Raw genomic sequence first — 19909 nt, forward strand, 5'->3', positions numbered from 1 at the left:
TGCTTTGCGTTTTGTTTCATTCGTAAATTTTTATATAGCTTTGAGGATTGTTGAAAATTTCTTGGTCGCTTATCTCGTATAAGACTTTATCGTCTATATCGTCGATTTTTGATCCAAATAATTCTTTTGCAACCATATTTTTCTTGACTTTAATAAACTGCAAATCCTCATCTTTTTGACTATCACCCAAAACAAGCCTGATTTTCTCCCAGTCGTCGTAAAAATACTCTTGCAGTAGCGGTAAAATTTTGTTTTTAAAGACATTTGCAAGCGTTTTTAAGTCTGACACATTTATGAAATAAGCATGCCCTATCGTATGATCTCTATCGTAAAGATACTCTATGCGCTCATTTATCGTTTTTAGCATTTCTCTTACATTAATGCCTTCAATGATTGTTTCATTTAGCGTGTCGTATTCTGGCATCATCTCTACAAACTCAAACCTTCTTCTAAGAGCTGTATCCATAAGGGCTATGCTTCGATCTGCTGTATTCATCGTGCCTATTATGTATAAATTTGACGGCACTCCAAATTTCTCTTTTGAGTATGGCAGCTCGACTATTATCTCGTCATCTGCTCCGAGCCTTTTTGACGGCTCTATAAGAGTTATGAGTTCACCAAAAATTTTAGATATATTCCCGCGGTTGATCTCGTCGATAAATATGGCATATTTTGGTGTGTTTTCATTAAAAAACTTTTGTCGCTCATCTTTTGGCAAATCGCAAAAATCCCTAAGTTTGCCCTTATAATCACTAAGAAGCAAAGCATTTTCGCAGCACTGATAAAAAATTCCTTTTGATATCTCATAAGTTATATCGCCATCTTCGTTTTCGCTGTCAAATACAGGCTTTATACCTTCTACAAATTCCTCATATCCATAGCTTTGGTGAAATGTTATAAATTTTATTTGTCTACTTCGTATATATTCATCAAATTTATTTTTTAGATCATTTCTGTTTTCGCTTATATCAACTTTTCTTTCTTCTATTATCTCGATGGCCTTTACTACTGTGGTGTATGTTTTTCCGGTTCCGGGAGGGCCATATAAAATTTGATTTAGTGGAAAATTTACCTTAGCTTTTTGTTGTCCATTGTTTTCTATTGGCATTGTATATCCTTTGCCATTTTTAAATTCTATGTATTTGTTTACTGCAGAGTTATAATCAGTAAAACGTTTTTTAGATCTTCCTGAGTTTATAAACTCTTCTTCTAGATATTTTGGATTTTTGCTCTTTGCATCATAATAGTCAAAAATTGAGTAAATTTTATTGTTTTCTAAAAAACTAATAAAATTTCTTAAATAGGTTTGATATTGTTGAACCGTATTTTTACTTAAAGTTTTTTTACAATAATCTTTAAAACTGTCATAATCTATATCTTCAAACATACTTATTCCTTTAAATCTAAAATTTATTTGAGTTGATATCACAACCCATCAAATTCTTTTTTTAGTTCGTCTCTTAGCTCTTCAGCTCTATCTTCGCCGTTTTTGAAATTTATCTTTATAAAGCCATCTAGATCGTCCAAGATCGCAAAGAGCTCACCCTCCCAGCTTAAATTTTCTTGCTTTGATAAAGTTTCCAGTTTTTCTCTTATTTGCTCTAAGGCATCTAATGCTTTATCTTTATCAGACTCACTATTTAGCGCATCTTCAAATAAAATATCTTGTCTTAAGCCATTTATCTTTTTTAGGATAATGCCGCAAAATTTAGGATATTTTTCACTGTTGTTTAAGCTTTCTATGGCCTCTTGAACGGCTTTTTGGCAGGCTGGCACCGCTCCTTCATCGTCAAGTTTTTTGGTTAGTTTTTGTATCTGAAAATATAAAATAAGCGCTGCAAAAAATGCAAGCAGCAAATAAATCGTAACGCTATTCATTTTTACTCCTTTTTCTAAATTTATCTACGCTAATTATCGCAAGCGCCAGCCAGATCATACAAAATGAGATGACTTTGTAGCCATCTAAAATTTCGCCATAAATGAAGACCGCACAAAGGATCGCGATGGTTGGCGAGATGTATTGCAAGTATCCGATCGTCGTTAAATTTATCCTTGTCGTAGCTGCGTTAAAAGCGACAAGTGGCACGATGGTTACGATGCTTGAAGCGATCATTAAAAGTGAGTCCTCGTTTAGTCCAAAGTGGCTTTGTGAGTGAAAAACCAGCCATAAAACGTAGCCAAGCGCAAATGGAAACATAAAAAATGTTTCGATAAAAAGCCCGTTAAATGCGCTAATCTTCGCCATCTTTCTAACCATCGCATAAAATCCAAACGAAAGTGGCAAGATGATAGAGACAAGTGGCAGGCCACCTTTGGCATAAATTTGCACGCAAACGGCTGCGATGACGATGCAAACGGCTATGGCGCTAGCTTTGCTCAGGCGCTCTTTAAAGACGATGACACCAAGGAGCATGCTTATAAAGGGATTTATAAAATATCCCAAACTCGTGTCTAAAATTTTGCCGCTACCCACCGCATAGACATAAACGCCCCAGTTTATGGTGATAAAAATACCGCTTAAAAATAGAGCCTTTAGCGAGCGGATATCTTTAAGAAGCGCAAAAATTTCGCCCATTTTGCCATTAATGCAAAGCACTGCTGCCATCAAGAAAAATGACCAGATAATCCTGTGGGCTAAAATTTCATAAGCATCGACATCTTTGCTAAATAGGTTGAAATAAACCGCCAAAAATCCCCACATAAAAAAGGCGCTAAGCGCGAGAATAACGCCTTTTTGGCTCTCATTTAGTCTTGGTATTTTTGTCGCCTTTTATAGAATTTATACTATCTATCATCAAAAGTGTGACCGAGATAGCAAGGCAGATCATCAAAAAGTATGAGCTTTTCTCCAGTCTCTCGCCGATGGCAAATGAGACAAAAAGCATCATTATAGGCTCAAAATATGTAAGCAAACCAAGCACATTTATCGGCACGAGCGTGCTTGAGAGGATCTGGGCGATGAGGGCTATGCCGCTGATAGCACCAAGCAAGATGAGCAGATAGTAGATGTTTGGATTTTGGCTCATTACGTAGTCCATATCGGCTGTGAGCGCAAAATAAAATGAGAATAAAAACATAAAAATTATCTCTATAACAAAGCTTGAGAAATTTGCAAGGTTGTAGTACTTTCTAATGGCAAAATAGACTGGATAAAGGCAAAAAACTACAGCGCTCTCCCACGAGATGCCGCCGCTTAGTATAGCTGTGCTAAAGACGCCAAGGGCTGCAAAAAATATCGAGGCTAGCTTTGTTTTAGAGAGGTGCTCTTTAAAAAATATCCGTCCAAAAAGGACCATGACTATTGGCATGATGAGGTAGCCGATAGAGACTTTTAGCGCTGATCCGTTGCTTGGAGCCCAGAGATAGAGCCACATCTGAAATGAGACAATGAGCGAGGTAGCTAGTAAAACTAGTAAAATTTTAGGTTTTAGCTTTATTTTTAGAAGTAAAAATTTGAAATTTCGCTGCTGTTTTAACAAAAAAATGGCTGCGATGACAAAAGGCATGGCAAAGATCATGCGGTATCCAACAAGAGCTTGCGTGCTGATGGGGTTCATGAGTACTGACATGTAGTAGATGCAGTTAAACAAAACAGATGCCAAAAGCGAATAAAATATGCCTTTTATCATAAAAAAATTCTGCTCCTTTTTGGGTAAATTTAAAGTAGCGATTGTAGGCAAAATATCTTTAATAGCCCATTAATGGCTTTTATTTTTTAAGTTTGCCGTGATATAATCAGCGTCTAATTTAAGGCAAAAAAGATAGGAAAATAAATGACTTGGAACCGCGATAGCTGGAGAGAATTTAATATCTTGCAACAACCAAAATACCCAGATTTAAAAGAGCTTAAAGAGGTCGAAGAAAAATTAAAATCGCTTCCTCCTTTGGTCTTTGCTGGCGAGGCTAGAAGTTTAAAAGAGGAGCTTGCAAAAGTTTGCAATGGTGAGGCGTTTTTGCTTCAAGGTGGCGACTGCGCTGAGAGTTTTACAAATTTTAATGCAAACAACATCAGAGATATGTTTAAAGTCCTGCTTCAAATGTCGATAGTTTTGACATTTGGTGGTGGCTGTCCAGTGGTCAAAGTAGGCCGCGTAGCAGGGCAGTTTGCAAAGCCTAGAAGTAGCGATTATGAAGAGGTAAATGGCGTTAAGTTACCAAGCTATAGAGGTGACATCATAAATGGCTTTGAATTTGACGAAAAAGCTAGAGTTGCCGACCCAAAACGCATGATAGAGGCCTACTATCAAAGTGCTTCTACGATGAACCTCTTAAGAGCCTTTTCAAGAGGAGGTTTGGCAGACCTTCATCAGGTGCATAAGTGGAATTTAGGCTTTGTTAAAAAGCCAGAGATCGGTGAGAAATACGCAAAACTAGCTGATGATCTAACAAAAACTCTATCTTTCATGGCAGCTTGTGGTATCACTTCGGCAAACACTCCAGCGATAAATCAAACAGCAGTCTATACATCTCACGAGGCGCTACTTTTGCCTTATGAAGAGGCGCTAACTAGGGTTGATAGCCTTAGTGGCGAGTGGTATGACTGCTCAGCTCACATGCTTTGGATAGGCGAGAGGACGCGCGGCATAAACGACGCTCATGTGCATTTTTTAAGTGGTGTGAAAAATCCTATCGGCGTAAAGATCGGACCAAGTGCAAAGGCTGAAGATGTCGTCGCGCTTGCAAATAAGCTAAATCCAGAAAATGAAGCTGGCAGACTAAATGTGATAATCAGAATGGGTGCAGATAAGATAGGCGAAAATTTACCAAAAATTTTAAGAGAGCTAAAGCGAGAAGGGCTAAATATCGTTTATAGCATCGATCCGATGCATGGCAACACTGTAAAAACCTCAAATAACTACAAAACCAGAGAATTTGACAAGATAATAAGCGAGGTTAGAAGCTTTTTTGAAATTCACAAAGCTGAGGGTACAAGGGCTGGCGGCGTACATCTTGAGATGACAGGACAAGACGTGACTGAGTGCACGGGTGGGGCATTAAATATCACTGAAAGCTCGCTTGAACAAAGGTATGAAACACAATGTGATCCAAGGCTAAATGCTGATCAGGCACTTGAGCTTGCGTTTTTGATGGCTGATCTAGTTAAAAAAGCTTAAAATTATAAAATTTGGAGAAAAAGATGGTAAATGTTTATGATCTAATCGTTGTTGGTGGCGGACCCTGTGGAATTGCTAGCGTAGTTGAGGCAAAAAGAAATGGCTTAAACAACGTTTTGCTTCTTGAAAAAGGCGATAATCACAGCCAAACGATAAGAAAATTTTATAAAGATAATAAACGCGTAGATAAAGAGTATAAAGGGCAAGATAGTACGATACATGGCGTAGTTTCATTTGAGGATGGCACGAAAGAGAGCACGCTTGATTATTTTGACAAGCTGCTTGACACCGAAAAAATTGAAGCTTTTTTTAATTCTGAAGTAGAGAGCGTGAAAAAAGATGGAGAAATTTTTAAAGTAACTACCTCAAAAGCCGTATATGAAGCTAAAAATGTGATGATTTCTATCGGTAAAATGGGACGACCAAATAAGCCTGATTATAAAATCCCGCCTTCACTAAACTCGGTTGTAAATTTTAACCTTGATAGCTGTACAAACGGCGAAAAGGTGCTTGTCGTAGGTGGCGGAAACTCAGCAGTTGAGTATGCGATCGAGCTTTGCCAATACAATAAAACCACAATCGCTTATAGAAAAGATAATTTTAGCCGCGTAAATGAGACAAATTTAAGCGCACTTTGGGAGTTAGAAAAGCACGGTAAAATAAAAGTTAGGCTAAATCACGATATAAAAGAGATAGATAACGAATCAGGCAAGGTTAGAGTGCATTATGAAAATGGCAAAATTCGCGTTTATGACAGAGTTGTCTATGCAATAGGCGGCTCAAGTCCGGTTGATTTTTTACAAAAATGTCAGATAAAAATCGATGAAAAAGGCACTCCAATAGTTGATAGCAACTACCAAAGTAGCGTGCCAGGACTTTATGTGGGCGGTGACATCGTGCTAAAAAATGGCGGCTCAATAGTCGTTGCTCTAAATCACGCTCATCACGTCATAAAAGATATTTTAAAGGGCAAGGCATAAGCTTGATAAATAAAATTTTACTAGCTATTTTTTGTTTGATAGTTGGCTTTTGCCTATCGTTTTTTAAATCTCCAAAAGAAGATGAGACACCAAAAGATACTAATCAAACGATTTATTCTATAAATTTTGACAATTTGCCAGAAGAAGAGAGACAAAAATATATCAGCAAAGACGATCTTTACGAATATGGCGGATATATAACTCCAAAAAGCTATATCCAAAATTTTACTGAAACGAACGATCAAAATTTATCAAATGATGTAAATGAACTTCAAGAACAAGTTCGTGAGCTAAGTAAAAAAAATAAAATTTTAGCTACTGATAATGTCGATATCAGCGAGAAAAATTTAGACTTTATAAGCAAAATTTCAGAGATGAAAAAAAATATCGAAAATGAAAAAAATGAGATAGTTGAGAAAAACCAAAAGACGCTTGGCGAGCTTGAAGCACAACACTTTGAAAATATACAAACTCTCACAAAACGGCTAAATGAAGCTCAAGCTGATATGATTGAGAGCTCAAAAGCCTATGAAAAAAAGATAATAGACCTTGAAAATGCGATAAATGAGGCAAAAAATGGTGATGAAAGTAAGGTAAAAGATATCGAAGCAAATTTTGCTAAATTTAAAGAGATGGCTGAGGCAAATTACATAGCTTTAAAAGAGCAAAATATAGAGCTAAATACGACACTGGCTCAAAAAGATGCACTAATAAAAGAGTACGAAAATACTCAAAATGAAAAAGATAAAAATGAAAAAAGAGAAATTTTGCTTTTAAAAGAGGAGATCGAGCGAGCAAAAAATGACGCTAAGACACAAAAATTTAGCTATGAAAAAGAGATAAACGCTCTAACTGATGGCTTTGAAACGCAAAAGAGTGTTATGGAGGATGAGCTTTCAAAAAAGGCAAATAAGATAATTGATCTTGAGGAAGCACTTGAGTCAAACAAGACTGCCTTAAAAGACAGAATTTATGAGCTTGATGAGATAAAGAAAAATTTAAACTCAAAAGATTTGGCAGTTGAAAACTATAATGGTAAAAATTTGGAGCTAAACGCCTCCCTTGCGGCACTTCATAAAAGTTTTAATGATTTAAAAGAAAAAAATCTTAAAAGCGAGCAGGAAAATAAACTCGCAAATGAAAATATAAATTCGCTTAAAAAAGAGCTTGAACGGGTAAATTTGATAAATAAAAAGCTAGAGAAGCAAAATTTAGATGCAAATGCAAGTCTAAGTGAGCTAAATAAAAAGCTAAATCTAAGTGAAGAGAGCTTTAAAAATGCACGAGATGAGCTAAAGATGCTCGATACAAAGACAAATAAATTTTTAAAAACTTTATTTGAGCAAAATCAAACTATCTCTTTGCAGACTCAAAAGCTTGGTTTAAATGACAGCGAGTTGAAAAATTTAAGTGCAAAGATAAACTCAAAAGATGAAAAGATAAAAGAGTTAGAAAATAATCTCACTCAAACAAGTCAAATGCTAGCAGCAAAGCAAAGTGAGCTAGAAGCTCAAAAAAGAACGCTAAAGATCGATATGCAAAACTATGAGATTTTGCGTCAGCAAATAAATATTTTGCAAAAGAAGATAGCTGATACGTCGGCTCTTTTTGCTGATAGCAATAAAAGTGGTGGTAAAAATTTACTAAGCTTACAAAATGAGCTTGAAAGCGCAAAACATAAGTTAAACGAGAGCAATAAGACGATTGAGAGGTTAAATTCTAAAATAAATGAACTTAGCTCATCTAGCGTAAAAGGAAGTCCAGTAAATGCCAAGATCATCGAACTTCAAAAAGATATCGAGCAAAATTTAAATAGGCAAGATGAGCTTGAAAATGAAAATGTGAATTTAAAAAATATCTTACAGGCGACAACTAAACCAGAGACGCCAACAAAGCTAGTTTTGATCTCTAGCCTTGAGTGTGATGACATGGATGCAAAAGATAAGGTTAGCGTGATGTGTAAGAATAGAGTGAGTGAATTTTTGCAAAGGTTTAACTCAAACTACCTTTATGAGATAATTCCGATCGTAGATAAGAAAAATTTTGTCATCCCGTCAAATGTGGCTCAAAGCATCAAAAAAGACGATCTTGGCAGACTAAATAACTATGTAAATTATGGCGTTGGTAAAGAGCGTGCAAAGGCAGCAGCCGAGCTTATAAAAGAAGAATTTGGTGATTTTGCAAGGATCAGCTTTAGCTCCGAAGTGATCGTAAAAGATGTCACGCGTGGCTTTATCATCAAGGTTTATAGATGATCTTGGCTCAGCTAAAAAGTGGCTATCGCTACAACAGCGATACGCTGGTACTTTATGATTTTATAAGCTCAAGTTTGAAAAATTTTTCAGGCAGGATTTTAGACGTTGGTGCAGGATGCGGGATACTTGGGCTTTTGCTTAAACGCGACTTTAAAAATTCCAGCCTAAGCTTGCTTGATATTTTGCAAATAAATGGTGAAATTTCTAAATTTAATGCCAGTAAGAATGGCTTGGAGGCAGAAACTATAAATACTAATTTTGCAGATTTTAAAGATAGTGAGAAATTTGACCTCATCGTATCAAATCCACCATTTTATCACGAGGGTGCAAAGCAGAGTGAAGATAAGCATATAAAGGCTAGTAGATACACAAGCTCTTTGGGTCTAAAAGACTTTATAAAAGGTATAAGCGTAAATTTAAAGCCTCACAAAAGGGCGTTTTTTTGCTATGCACCTGATGATCTTAGCCAGATTGTAGCATGTCTAAAAGAGTTTAAGCTAAATTTAGTAAGCCTAAAATTTATTCATACAAAAGCTGATAAGCCAGCAAATTTAGCCCTGTTTGAGGTGAGAAATAATTCAAACTCAAAGCTAAAAATTTTGCCACCTTTGGTAATGAGCGAAAATGGCTCGCATACAAAAGAGACGATTGAAATTTTTAAAAAAGCTGATACAAACAGCGTTGATTATCAGGGGCTAGCGTGAGAGTGCAAGGCTTTAGCTATGAGTTTGATGCCAGCCTTTGCGAGAGCTGTGGCGGCAAGTGTTGCACGGGAGAGAGTGGCTACATCTGGATAAATGAAGAAGAAATTTCAAAATTTTGCACCGCATTTCATATGAGTAAAGATGAGTTTGAAAAGCAGTTTTTAATAAGAGTTGGGCTAAGGTGTAGCATAAAAGAGAAGCCTTATGAAGATGGCTTTGCTTGTGTATTTTTTGATGAAAAAAATAAAAACTGCTCAGTTTATGAGCTAAGGCCACAGCAGTGTAGGACTTTTCCATTTTGGAATTATTTTAAAAAAAATTTAAAGGAGCTAAAAGCAGAATGTATTGGCGTAAAATTTTAGTATTTTTTATGAGCGTATTTTTTAATTCGCAGCTACTTTTGGCTGACGATAATAAAAGTATAAATTTACGCCTAATGCAAGCTTTATTGTTTCAAGATAGCGGAGATGTGAATGCTAGCATTCAAGCTTACTCAAACATTTTTAAAGATACAAATCAAAAAGCTTATTTAAAAGAGGCGATCAAACTCGCCTTTGCAACAAAAAATGAAAATTTAGACGCTTTGATAAGTGAAGGCGAAAAAAGCTTAAAAGACGACAGCGATTTTATCCGTATAAAGGTGGCAAATTTAGTAAATCTTTCAAAGCTAAATGAGGCTAAAAGTTTAATGCAAGAGCTTGCCACAAAAGAGCCAAATGCCCAAAATTTACTCATGCTTGGCACTATTTGTATGATGCAAAATGAAACAACGACTGCGCTAAAATACTTTGAAGAGGCATACTCGCTAAAGCAAGAAGAAGAAAATTTGCTCCGTATCGTTGATATTTTGATAAATCGCATGGATAAGATAAAAGACGCTACAAAATATCTTGAAAAATTTAGAGATGAACAAGGCTGCACGCTAAAGACTTGCGAGCTTTTGGCTGAAATTTACTCCCAGCAAAGAAATTTCCCAAAAGTGATCGAACTCTTTGAAGAGCTTTATGAGCTAAATCACGATACTTCGTATATTGATAAGATCGTGCAGTTTTTTATCTATGATAAAAATTACAAAGCAGCAATTGAAATTTTAAAAAAATATAGCTACAACGATGTGGCACTTATGGATCTTTATGCGGCGACTAGTAATTTCGGTGACGCATACATACTTGCTGTTAAAATTTATAATGACAGCAGGGATTTAAATTTTTTAGCAAAAGCCGCGATTTACGAATACGAGATGAATAAAGATACCTTGAACGAACAAAAAATGGCTGAAATTTTAGATAAATTTGAAGCTAGCGTGCCAAAGCTAGAAAATGATATGTTTTTTAACTATTATGGCTACTTGCTGATAGATCATGATATTGATCCTAGAAAGGGTATAGAGCTTGTGCAAAGGGCACTTACCATCTCGCCCGAGTCACCTTATTATGAGGATTCGCTAGCGTGGGGATATTTTAAGCTCGGTGAGTGCAAAAAAGCAAAAAGTATCATGCAGCATGCAATGAAAGATGTTGATTTTAGGACTTCAAAAGAGGCAAAAGAGCATTTGCACCTAATAGAGCGCTGTATAATAAATCTAAACAAAAGGCTTAAAAAATGATACTTGATGAGATAATAAAAAAGACTAAAGATGATCTTGAAAAAAGAAAAGCAGACTTCCCTGAGGAGTGGCTTGGTCGCTCTCTAGCGTACAATCCATACGTACCAAGAGATGTTTTAAATGCACTTAGAGCAAGTCAAAATGAGCCTATAAGAATCATAGCCGAGATCAAAAAGGCAAGCCCTAGCAAAGGCGTGATAAGAGAGGATTTTGAACCTATAAAAATCGCTCAGGAATACGAGCCATACGCAAATGCTTTTAGTATCTTGACTGAACCACATTGGTTTAAAGGCAACATCGAGTATATCACGCAAGTTCGCCGCTACGCCTCAAGGCCGATCCTTAGAAAAGATTTTATCGTTGATAAGTATCAAATTCTTGAAGCTCTTGTTTATGGAGCAGACTTTATCTTGCTCATCGCAAAAGCATTAACTCAAAATGAGCTAAAAGAGTTTTTAGACTACGCTCATCATTTAGGTCTTGAAGTTTTGGTTGAAACTCACGACGCGAGTGATGTGAAAAAGGCTATCTTTGCAGGAGCAAATATAATAGGTATAAATCATAGAAATTTAGATGATTTTACGATGGATATGAGCCTTTGTGAGAAGCTCATACCACTTTTACCAAATGGCAAGATAATAGTCGCTGAAAGCGGTCTTTACGAGCATGAACAGCTTAGAGAGCTAAGTAAAATAGGCGTAGATGCTTTCTTGATAGGAGAGCATTTTATGAGGCAAGATAATATAAAAAATGCCGTCAAAAAGATAAAGGAGGGTGAGTAATGCAGCACCTTTGTGCCCCTTGGAGAAGCGAATACTTTAGCGCTAAAAAAGATAGCTGTGTTTTTTGTGACGTTATAAACTCAGATGATGATGATAAAAATGGCGTACTTTTTCGAGCTAAGCATTGTTTTGGGATTATGAATTTATATCCGTATTCTCCAGGACATTTTATGATAATACCAAATCAGCATACCGATAAGATCGAAGAGCTTGATGAGCAGACTTGGTTTGAGATGAGTAAATTTGTAAGGCTTGGAGTTGAAATTTTAAAAAAAGAGCTTTATGCTAATGGCGTAAATATAGGTATGAATTTAGGCAAGGCAGCGGGAGCTGGCATAGCTGAGCATGTGCATTATCACCTTGTGCCAAGGTGGAGCGGAGATACAAATTTTATAACTACTATCTCTGATGTGAGAGTAAATGGCACGCCATTTCATCCACTTTTTGAGAAACTAAAAAAGGCATTTAGTGCCGTTATTTGAGCTTGATGTAGAGCAGTGGCTAGAGAAAAGAAGCTCTTTTGAAATTTTAATAGACGCAAGATCACCACATGAATTTTCATATTCACACATAAAAGATGCCATAAATTTATACGCTTTAAATGACGCGGAACATAAAGAGGTAGGCACGATCTATAAAAGCGATAGATCCCTAGCAAAGAGCCTTGGCGCAAAATATATCTGCAAAAATTTACAAAATATCATTGATGAGGTTTATAAAAGAGCCAAGGTTGGTTCAGCTATTGGCATCTACTGCGCTAAAGGTGGGCTTAGATCAAATTCTGTTGGCTATGTGCTAAGCATGATAGGATATAGAGTTTTTAGGCTTAGTGGTGGCTATAAAGCTTATAGAAATTACGTTTTAGAATTTCTAAATCGACCTTTGAGCACAAAATTTATCACTCTTTTTGGCAACACTGGCTGCTTTAAAAGTAAGCTAATAAGGGCTCTAAGCCCATCAATAGACCTTGAGTCTATGGCAAATCATTTAGGCTCTGTCTTTGGAGCGATAAACGGCGCGCAGCCAAGCCAAAAAAGCTTTGAAGATGTGTTATTTGAAAAGCTCATCACGCTAGAAGATAAAATTTGCTTTATCGAGGGTGAGAGCAGAAGGATAGGCTCGTTAAGTTTGCCAAAAAGTCTTTATGAGGCGATGCGTAGTGGTATAAATGTCGAAGTGAGCGCAAGTTTAGAAAAAAGAATTTCTTGTATAGTAGATGACTATAAAAGTGTGGATAAAGCTTTTTTTGAAGAATGTATGAAAAAAATTTCGCCATTTATCGATAAAAAAGCTAGAGATGAAGCTGTGGCTAAATTTAATGAAAATGACATTGCTAAAGTAGCTAAAATTTTACTCACAAAATACTACGATAAAGTCTATAAGAAAAATGAAAACATTAATGTTTTCATAAATTCTGATGACTTTGATGAAGCCGTTAAAAAGCTAAATGATATAAAAAATGAAGCAAAATTTTAGGCTTATTTTATTCAAAATATTAAAACCTAAAATTTATACAAATGAGTTTTAGCTCTTAAAATTTTATAGTCTTTGCTCACTTAAATTTATCAATTTTACTAAAAATAATATGTTTAATTTTATGTAAAATATTTTGTATTATTCTTTTAAATTAGTTAAAAATTTTTCAAGAAAATCAAAGCAATACCTAAAATTCGCTAGAAAGTTAAAATGGATTTAAAATGCTTTGGGATATAATCTGCGATAAATTTATCAAAAGGCTAAAGTGATGATAAAACAGATTTCTGGTTCACAGATGATAAGCGAGGCCTTGCACGAAGAGGGCGTTGAGATAGTTTTTGGCTATCCTGGCGGTGCAGCTTTAAATATCTACGACGAAACATACAAGCAGACTTATTTTAAACACGTTTTGGTTCGCCACGAGCAAGCAGCCGTTCATGCGGCCGATGGATACGCTAGAGTTAGCGGTAAAGTCGGCGTTGCTTTTGTGACAAGTGGTCCTGGCTTTACAAATGCTGTCACTGGCCTTGCAACAGCTTATAGCGATAGTATTCCAATCGTGCTTATAAGTGGTCAAGTACCAACATTTATGATCGGCACAGATGCTTTTCAAGAGATCGATGCGGTCGGCATTTCACGCCCCTGTGTTAAGCATAACTTCTTGGTTAATAGCGTTGAAGAGCTACCTCGCATCATAAAAGAGGCGTTTTATATCGCAAGATCAGGCCGCCCAGGACCAGTTCATATCGATATCCCAAAAAATATCACATCAAGACTTGGTGACTTTGTATATCCAAAAGAAATTTCTATCCCAAGTTACAAACCGACCTATAAGGGCAACTCAAAACAGATAAAAAAAGCAGCAGTTGCGATAAACGAAGCTAAAAGGCCGCTTCTATACATCGGTGGTGGTGCGATCGCATCAAATGCAAGCGAGATCATACGTAAATTTATGAAAAAAACTGGCATTCCAGCGGTTGAGACACTGATGGCTCTTGGTGTACTTGACGCAAAAGATGAGCTAAATTTAGGCATGGCAGGCATGCATGGCAGCTATGCTTCAAATATGGCTTTAAGCGAGTGCGACCTTCTCATCTCGCTTGGAGCTAGATTTTGTGACAGGATCACTGGCAGGACGGACGAGTTTGCCAAACATGCAAAGATTATCCACATCGATATCGATCCAAGCTCTATCTCAAAGATTATAAACGCCCACTATCCGATAGTTGGTGATCTTACAAATGTGCTAACTGAGCTTTACGACGAAGTCAAAGCTGAGCCTGAAAACTACGCACCTTGGAGAGAAATTTTAGATAGATATTCTAAGTTAAATCCACTTGGCTACACAGATAGCGACAAGGTCTTAAAACCGCAATGGGTCATCGAAGAGACCGCGAAGATAGCAGGAGCTGATGCGATAATCTCAACAGACGTCGGACAGCATCAAATGTGGGTGGCACAGTTTTATCCGTTTAACCGAGCAAGACAGCTTGTCACAAGTGGCGGACTTGGTACAATGGGATACGGCCTCCCTGCAGCGATCGGCGCAAAATGTGCAAAACCAGATAATCTTGTTATAAATTTTACAGGCGATGGCTCAATACTTATGAATATCCAAGAATTAATGACTGCTCATGAGATAAATATGCCCGTTATAAACATCATTTTAAATAACAATTTCTTGGGCATGGTGCGCCAGTGGCAGACATTTTTTTATGAAAAACGCTACTCATCGACTGATCTTAGCTTGCAGCCTGATTTTGTAAAGATCGCTGAAGGATTTGGCGGAGTTGGCTTTGTTTGCAAGAGTAAGGATGAGTTTAGAAAGGCTTTAAAAGAAGCGATCGATAGCAAAAAATCAGCGATGATCGACGTTAGGATCGATCGCTTTGAGGATGTGCTTCCTATGGTTCCAGCAGGAGCTGCGATTTATAATATGATATTAAAGAGCAAGGAAGAAAAATGAGTATCAGAAGAACGATTTCGGTTATAGTTTTAAATGAACACGGCGTTTTGGCTAGAATTTCTGGGCTTTTTGCGGGCAGAGGTTACAATATTGATACACTCACCGTTGCTCCGATACCTGAGAGCAACTTCTCAAGACTGAGCATCGTCACAAGCGGCGACGAGAGAGTTTTAGAGCAGATCGTAAAACAGCTTCACAAGCTCATACCAACGTATAAAGTCATAGAAAGTGGCGAATTTGTCGAAAAAGAGATGGCTCTTGTGAAAATCCCACTTGGTGAAAATTTCGCCGGTCTTGAGGCGATACTAAAGTCGTACAATGGTATCGTGACAAATACAAATGAAAACTACATCGTTGTCATGGTGGCTGACGATGCGAGTAGGATCGAGAGCTTTTTAAAATCAATAAAGAAATTTAACCCAGTTGACGTCGTACGCGGCGGATCTGTGATAATGGATATATGATGAAACTAAGTGAAATAGCCTCAAAAGTAAACGCTACTTTTAGCGGAGAAGATATAGAAATTTTTGCCTTAAATTCTTTAAAAAATGCAAATAAAGCTGAGCTAACATATTGTGACGGCGAGAAAAATGCAAAATTTATAAGTACATCAAACGCTGGAGCCATATTGGTGACAAAATCGCTTTTAGACTTGGTGCCAGCTGGTATGGTCGCACTTGTGTGTGATAACCCGCACCTTGCATTTGCCTTGCTTAGTAAAGATTATGCTAAGCCACTTTTTTGCGAGCCAAAGCCATCAAATATCGCCAAGAGTGCAAAGATTATGCCAAATGTCTATATCGGCTCAAATGTGAGCGTGGGCGAAAATACGGTAGTAATGGCTGGGGCATTTTTGGGCGATAACGTAACTATCGGTAAAAACTGCATCATCCACCCAAACGTAGTCATTTATAACGACTGCGTCATCGGTAACGAGTGCCACCTACTGGCAAACTGTGTGATCGGAAGCGATGGCTTTGGCTATGCACATACAAAAACTGGCGAGCATGTAAAAATTTACCACAATGGCAATGTAGTCTTAGGCGATTTTGTCGAGATTGGCGCTTGCACGACGATAGATCGTGGCGTCTTTGAAAGCACAATGATCGCAAACTACACAAAGATAGATAATCTCGTTCAAATAGGTCATAACTGCGAGCTTGGAAATGGCTGCCTAATAGTCTCACAAACTGGCCTTGCTGGCTCAACAGTGCTAGGCAGAAACGTCGTAATGGGCGGACAAAGCGGCTCAGCTGGTCATGTAAAAGTGGGTGACTTCGCGCAGATCGCTGCACGTGGAGGCGTTAGCAAAGATCTGTCTGGTGGCAAAAAATATGCTGGAGCCTATCCGATAATGGAGCTTTCAGATCAGTTTAAACTCCAAGCAAAAATTTTGAGATTTTTTAAGAAAAATTAATTGCAAGCTTTTGCGAGCTTAAACTCGCAAAAGCTTTTTATCTCGTAGCCTAAAAATGCTAATTCTATTTTAAAACGAGTTAGGCTTAAAATTTATATATCAAGTCTTGCTTAAATATCTATTTATTTGGCTTTGCTCTCTTTTATTACTCTAGCCGTTTCTATCGCGATTTCTAGCTCTTCATTTGTTGGGATGATGAGTGTTTTTATCTTAGCGTCATCCCCGTCTATGCATCTCTCGCCTCGCATGTCTTGGAAATTTAGATCGTGATTTATGTGAATGCCAAGATGTTTTAATTCGTCACAAATTTTTTGCCTTGTGTTTGGTGCGTTTTCGCCAATGCCACCGGTAAATATAAGCGCATCAACGCGTCCTAAAATGGCGTAATATGAGCCAATATATTTTTTCACTCGGTAACAAAACATCTCAAAAGCAAGCTTTGCTCGCTCGTCGTTTTGCATTTTAGCCACAACCTCTCTCATGTCACTTGAGCCACAAATTCCAAAAAGTCCGCTTTTTTTGTTTAAAAAGTTATCGATCTCGTTCCACTTTAAAACGCCGATATTTAGCAAGTAAATGACCACGGCTGGGTCCATATCGCCGCTTCTTGTACCCATTATGAGCCCTTCAAGTGGGCTAAGCCCCATCGAGGTATCGATACTTTTACCGTTTTGTACTGCACAGGCTGAGGCGCCGTTACCTAGATGAAGTGAGATAGCGTTAAATTTATCAAATTCTATGCCAAGCATTTTGGCCGCTTGTTTGCAAACATATCTATGTGATGTGCCATGAAAGCCGTATTTTCTGATGTGATGAGTCTTGCAAACGTCGTAGGGTAGGGCGTAGCGGTAGGCATACTCTGGCATACTTTGATGAAATACCGTGTCAAAAACGACCACGTGAGGCACATTTTTGCTCTCTTTCATTGCGTTTTTGATGCCAGCAAGGTGCCCTGGATTGTGAAGTGGGGCAAGTGGGCTTATCTCCTCGATCTTTTTGATGACGCTTTCATCAACGATCATCGAGCTAAAAAAGCTCTCGCCGCCGTGAACTATCCTGTGTCCGATACCATCAAGCTCGCTTAGATCGTGCAAGGTGTGTGATGTGACAAAGAGCTCGTTCATCGCCTCAAGTCCGTCATGGTGGTCTTTTATGAAGCGTTTTATCTCATAGGTTTCGCCATTTGCTTTTAGTACCGCTCTTGAGCTGGAGCTACCGATTTGCTCGACTAGACCGCTTGCTAGACTGGTTTTGGTATCCATTACAAAAAGTTGAAATTTTATTGAGCTACTACCCGAGTTTAAAACCAAAATTCTCATATTATTCTCCTGCTTGTATGGCACTGATTAAGATGGTATTTACCACGTCTTCAACGAGGCAGCCGCGACTTAGATCATTAACTGGCTTTTTTAGCCCTTGAAGTATCGGACCCACGGCTAGAGCGTTTGCGCTTCGCTGAACTGCTTTATAGCAGATGTTTCCGCAGTTTAAATTTGGAAAGATAAAGACATTTGCACGTCCAGCAACCTCTGAGTTTGGCATCTTTTTGCTAGCCACGCTTAGATCAACGGCTGCGTCAAACTGAATTGGCGCTGCGATCTTTAAATTTGCATCAAGCTCTCTCGCCTTTTTGGCAGCTTCTTTTACAAACTCCACATCAGCCCCACTGCCACTATCAGCCGTAGAGTAGCTCAGCATAGCGATCTTTGGGTTAAGGCCAAAGGCACTTGCCGTTTGAGCGCTGCTTAGCGTTATGCTAGCTAGCTCATCTGTGCTTGGATTTGGCGTGACAGCACAGTCGGCAAAAAGCAAAATTTCTTCTTCAAGTGCCATAAAAAATGCCCCACTTACCACACTTACATTTGGCTTTGTTTTTATTATCTGCAAGGCTGGGCGGATCGTATCAGCCGTGCTCATCGTAGCGCCACTTACCAAGGCATCGGCTATGCCTTCATGAATTAGCATCGTAGCAAAGTAAATTTTATCTTTAGCAAGTGCGTTTGCCTTGACTTCGTCCACGCCTTTGTGCTTTCTTAGCTCATAAATTTTCTTTGCAAATTCATCTGTTAGCTCGTTTTGTGCTGGGTCGATCACTTTGGCTTTGCTTAAATTTAGCCCCAAAGCGGCCGCTTTTTTTGAAATTTCATCTTTAAGTCCTAGTAAAATTATATTTGCCACCCTTTTTTCTAGTATGATGTGAGCTGCTTTTAAAATTCTCTCATCGTCGCTCTCTGGTAAAACGACGGTCTTGTTTGCCGCTTTAGCTCTTTTTAGAAGCAAGCTTTGAAATTTAAATGGTGTGATGATGTCAGCTTTGTAGCTCAAAATTTCATCAAATTTATCGGTGATTAGAAGCTTTGAGTTTGGATTTAGCGCTTTTAGCTCGCTTGCGTTTTCGTCAAAAATTGGAGCGTTTAAATTTCTTGCTAGCTTTAAATTTAGCTCGCTTTTGCCAAAGACACTAAAGCTCTCACAGCCAAGAACTATGACAAAGTCGCTTTTGGCTTTTAACTCTTCAAATTTATCTATAAATTTTAGAAAAAATTCTTTTTCATTTAAATTTATTAAGTTATTTTTATCGTTTTCATCTGGGATTATCTTAAAAATCTCAACTTTTTTGAATTTTGTAGCTATAATTTCTTGCAGATGTGCTAAATTTTTGTCTGTAAAAACGTAACAACTTTTCATTTGCGACCTTTTTAGGAACTTAAATTGCTTAATTCTAGCACAAAGATACTTATTTTAAGGCATTTTTTATGAACCATAAAACGATTTGGCTCGTCTTATCTGCGGGCATTATTTGCACTGGCTGCACACCAAGCGCTGATCCTCATATCAATATGAAACCCCCAGTTTATGTCGAGCAACTCCCTTCAAAAGATAGTGGAACCGGACAAAGCAACGCTGGCAGCCTCTTTGGCAAGGGCGAGAATCCACTATTTTCAGATAGAAAGGCGATGAATGTAAATGATATCGTGACTATCGTTATCTCAGAAAATGCAAGCCAAACTTCAACCGGTAGCAAAAGTACCAACAAAGATAGCACTATCTCGCTTGGTGGCGGTGTTTTCACAGCTGGGGCTGCACCGCTTTCAACTGTGGCTGATAATCTAAACAAATACGGTGACATCGGCTTTAAAGCAGGTGGCGGCAATAAATTTACAGGTAGTGGCACGAGCAACAGAAGCGAGAAATTTACCGCAACCATTTCAGCCAGGATCATAAAAATACTAAATAATGGCAACTATTTCATAGAAGGTAGCCGCGAGCTACTTATAAATGGCGAAAAGCAGATCATGCAAGTGAGCGGCGTTATCAGACCTTACGACATCTCACAAAACAACGAAATCGACTCAAAATATATAGCTGACGCCAAAATTTTGTATAAAACCGAGGGCGAGCTAGACAAATCAACCAAAAAACCTTGGGGCACAAGGCTTATGGAAGCTATCTGGCCATTTTAATGCAACTTTAAAAGCCTAAAATTTAATCAATTTGGGCTTTTAAAAATTTATATCTCAAAAATTTCTCTCGCCTTAAATATGCTAAATTTTTAAAAATTATTAAAAATTATAGTTGATATTTACTTTCAGAATAATATGCTTAAAA

At 37.7% G+C, this 19909-nt stretch carries 19 protein-coding genes; 13 read left to right on the forward strand and 6 right to left on the reverse strand.

Annotated elements, in window-relative coordinates; translation table 11 throughout:
• Positions 1–16 precede the first annotated feature (16 nt).
• From FZ949_RS00505 to rarD (FZ949_RS00520), 4 genes are read right to left on the reverse strand one after another with little or no spacing between them, the layout of a single operon-like run.
• A complete protein-coding gene (locus tag FZ949_RS00505; RefSeq protein ID WP_148789990.1) occupies positions 17–1387 on the reverse strand; it encodes an McrB family protein in 1371 nt (456 codons plus the stop codon).
• A 38-nt stretch (positions 1388–1425) separates the two neighbouring features.
• Positions 1426–1878, reverse strand: a complete 453-nt coding sequence (locus tag FZ949_RS00510; RefSeq protein WP_148789991.1) for an MmcQ/YjbR family DNA-binding protein — start codon at positions 1876–1878, stop codon at positions 1426–1428.
• Entirely contained in the window at positions 1871–2758 is an 888-nt protein-coding gene (rarD, locus tag FZ949_RS00515) for an EamA family transporter RarD (RefSeq protein ID WP_103579599.1), read from the reverse strand. Before rarD (FZ949_RS00515) ends, FZ949_RS00510 begins: the two co-directional genes overlap by 8 nt.
• Positions 2742–3629 (reverse strand): EamA family transporter RarD, encoded by an 888-nt coding sequence (gene rarD, locus FZ949_RS00520; protein WP_103579598.1) that lies wholly within the window; start codon positions 3627–3629, stop codon positions 2742–2744. Before rarD (FZ949_RS00520) ends, rarD (FZ949_RS00515) begins: the two co-directional genes overlap by 17 nt.
• Positions 3630–3773: 144 nt before the next feature.
• Here rarD (FZ949_RS00520) and FZ949_RS00525 point away from each other — a divergent pair, with 144 nt between their 5' ends.
• The 12 genes from FZ949_RS00525 (at position 3774) to lpxD (ending at position 16300) form a co-directional block, all read left to right on the forward strand.
• On the forward strand, positions 3774–5114 hold the full coding sequence (locus tag FZ949_RS00525; protein ID WP_148789992.1) for a class II 3-deoxy-7-phosphoheptulonate synthase: 1341 nt from the start codon (positions 3774–3776) through the stop codon (positions 5112–5114).
• 23 nt (positions 5115–5137) lie between these two features.
• On the forward strand, positions 5138–6094 hold the full coding sequence (locus tag FZ949_RS00530; RefSeq protein ID WP_072594292.1) for an NAD(P)/FAD-dependent oxidoreductase: 957 nt from the start codon (positions 5138–5140) through the stop codon (positions 6092–6094).
• Positions 6095–6096: 2 nt separating this feature from the next.
• On the forward strand, positions 6097–8349 hold the full coding sequence (locus tag FZ949_RS00535; protein WP_103579596.1) for a vesicular transport factor Uso1p: 2253 nt from the start codon (positions 6097–6099) through the stop codon (positions 8347–8349).
• Positions 8346–9053, forward strand: a complete 708-nt coding sequence (locus tag FZ949_RS00540) for a tRNA1(Val) (adenine(37)-N6)-methyltransferase (RefSeq protein WP_103579595.1) — start codon at positions 8346–8348, stop codon at positions 9051–9053. Before FZ949_RS00535 ends, FZ949_RS00540 begins: the two co-directional genes overlap by 4 nt.
• Positions 9050–9415: a YkgJ family cysteine cluster protein gene (locus FZ949_RS00545; protein ID WP_103579594.1), complete on the forward strand. Its 366-nt coding sequence runs from the start codon at positions 9050–9052 to the stop codon at positions 9413–9415. The genes FZ949_RS00540 and FZ949_RS00545 overlap by 4 nt, the downstream gene beginning before the upstream one ends.
• An 8-nt stretch (positions 9416–9423) precedes the next feature.
• A complete protein-coding gene (locus FZ949_RS00550; protein WP_187424696.1) occupies positions 9424–10659 on the forward strand; it encodes a tetratricopeptide repeat protein in 1236 nt (411 codons plus the stop codon).
• Positions 10656–11441 (forward strand): indole-3-glycerol phosphate synthase TrpC, encoded by a 786-nt coding sequence (gene trpC, locus FZ949_RS00555; protein WP_103579592.1) that lies wholly within the window; start codon positions 10656–10658, stop codon positions 11439–11441. Before FZ949_RS00550 ends, trpC begins: the two co-directional genes overlap by 4 nt.
• On the forward strand, positions 11441–11923 hold the full coding sequence (locus FZ949_RS00560) for an HIT family protein (protein ID WP_021091390.1): 483 nt from the start codon (positions 11441–11443) through the stop codon (positions 11921–11923). Before trpC ends, FZ949_RS00560 begins: the two co-directional genes overlap by 1 nt.
• On the forward strand, positions 11910–12917 hold the full coding sequence (gene mnmH, locus FZ949_RS00565) for a tRNA 2-selenouridine(34) synthase MnmH (protein WP_103579591.1): 1008 nt from the start codon (positions 11910–11912) through the stop codon (positions 12915–12917). The genes FZ949_RS00560 and mnmH overlap by 14 nt, the downstream gene beginning before the upstream one ends.
• A gap of 271 nt (positions 12918–13188) precedes the next feature.
• Complete coding sequence (locus FZ949_RS00570) at positions 13189–14883, forward strand: acetolactate synthase large subunit (RefSeq protein WP_234401507.1); 1695 nt, start codon at positions 13189–13191, stop codon at positions 14881–14883.
• 2 nt (positions 14884–14885) lie between these two features.
• Positions 14886–15347 carry an acetolactate synthase small subunit gene (ilvN, locus tag FZ949_RS00575; RefSeq protein ID WP_223154204.1) on the forward strand — a complete coding sequence of 154 codons (462 nt, stop codon included), beginning with the start codon at positions 14886–14888 and terminating at the stop codon, positions 15345–15347.
• Positions 15347–16300 (forward strand): UDP-3-O-(3-hydroxymyristoyl)glucosamine N-acyltransferase, encoded by a 954-nt coding sequence (gene lpxD / locus FZ949_RS00580; protein ID WP_148789993.1) that lies wholly within the window; start codon positions 15347–15349, stop codon positions 16298–16300. Before ilvN ends, lpxD begins: the two co-directional genes overlap by 1 nt.
• Positions 16301–16422: 122 nt before the next feature.
• Here lpxD and FZ949_RS00585 read toward each other — a convergent pair whose 3' ends face one another.
• Both FZ949_RS00585 and pta read right to left on the reverse strand, forming a co-directional pair.
• Positions 16423–17619, reverse strand: coding sequence for an acetate kinase (locus tag FZ949_RS00585; protein WP_103580595.1), 1197 nt, complete (start codon positions 17617–17619; stop codon positions 16423–16425).
• A 1-nt stretch (position 17620) separates the two neighbouring features.
• Entirely contained in the window at positions 17621–18988 is a 1368-nt protein-coding gene (gene pta / locus FZ949_RS00590) for a phosphate acetyltransferase (protein WP_103580596.1), read from the reverse strand.
• 68 nt (positions 18989–19056) lie between these two features.
• Between pta and flgH the strand changes: the two genes are divergently transcribed.
• A complete protein-coding gene (flgH, locus tag FZ949_RS00595) occupies positions 19057–19764 on the forward strand; it encodes a flagellar basal body L-ring protein FlgH (RefSeq protein WP_021091364.1) in 708 nt (235 codons plus the stop codon).
• Positions 19765–19909 lie beyond the last annotated feature (145 nt).

This window comes from Campylobacter concisus (assembly GCF_902460545.1).
Lineage (GTDB): Bacteria > Campylobacterota > Campylobacteria > Campylobacterales > Campylobacteraceae > Campylobacter_A > Campylobacter_A concisus_AE.

Excerpts from the sequence above, each read along its gene's own strand:
- FZ949_RS00505 (WP_148789990.1), bottom strand. The coding sequence starts at position 1,387 with ATGTTTGAAGATATAGATTATGACAGTTTTAAAGATTATTGTAAAAAA.
- FZ949_RS00510 (WP_148789991.1), bottom strand. The coding sequence starts at position 1,878 with ATGAATAGCGTTACGATTTATTTGCTGCTTGCATTTTTTGCAGCGCTT.
- rarD (WP_103579598.1), bottom strand. The coding sequence starts at position 3,629 with ATGATAAAAGGCATATTTTATTCGCTTTTGGCATCTGTTTTGTTTAAC.
- FZ949_RS00525 (WP_148789992.1), top strand. The coding sequence starts at position 3,774 with ATGACTTGGAACCGCGATAGCTGGAGAGAATTTAATATCTTGCAACAA.
- FZ949_RS00530 (WP_072594292.1), top strand. The coding sequence starts at position 5,138 with ATGGTAAATGTTTATGATCTAATCGTTGTTGGTGGCGGACCCTGTGGA.
- FZ949_RS00540 (WP_103579595.1), top strand. The coding sequence starts at position 8,346 with ATGATCTTGGCTCAGCTAAAAAGTGGCTATCGCTACAACAGCGATACG.
- FZ949_RS00550 (WP_187424696.1), top strand. The coding sequence starts at position 9,424 with ATGAGCGTATTTTTTAATTCGCAGCTACTTTTGGCTGACGATAATAAA.
- trpC (WP_103579592.1), top strand. The coding sequence starts at position 10,656 with ATGATACTTGATGAGATAATAAAAAAGACTAAAGATGATCTTGAAAAA.
- FZ949_RS00560 (WP_021091390.1), top strand. The coding sequence starts at position 11,441 with ATGCAGCACCTTTGTGCCCCTTGGAGAAGCGAATACTTTAGCGCTAAA.
- lpxD (WP_148789993.1), top strand. The coding sequence starts at position 15,347 with ATGAAACTAAGTGAAATAGCCTCAAAAGTAAACGCTACTTTTAGCGGA.
- FZ949_RS00585 (WP_103580595.1), bottom strand. The coding sequence starts at position 17,619 with ATGAGAATTTTGGTTTTAAACTCGGGTAGTAGCTCAATAAAATTTCAA.
- pta (WP_103580596.1), bottom strand. The coding sequence starts at position 18,988 with ATGAAAAGTTGTTACGTTTTTACAGACAAAAATTTAGCACATCTGCAA.
- flgH (WP_021091364.1), top strand. The coding sequence starts at position 19,057 with ATGAACCATAAAACGATTTGGCTCGTCTTATCTGCGGGCATTATTTGC.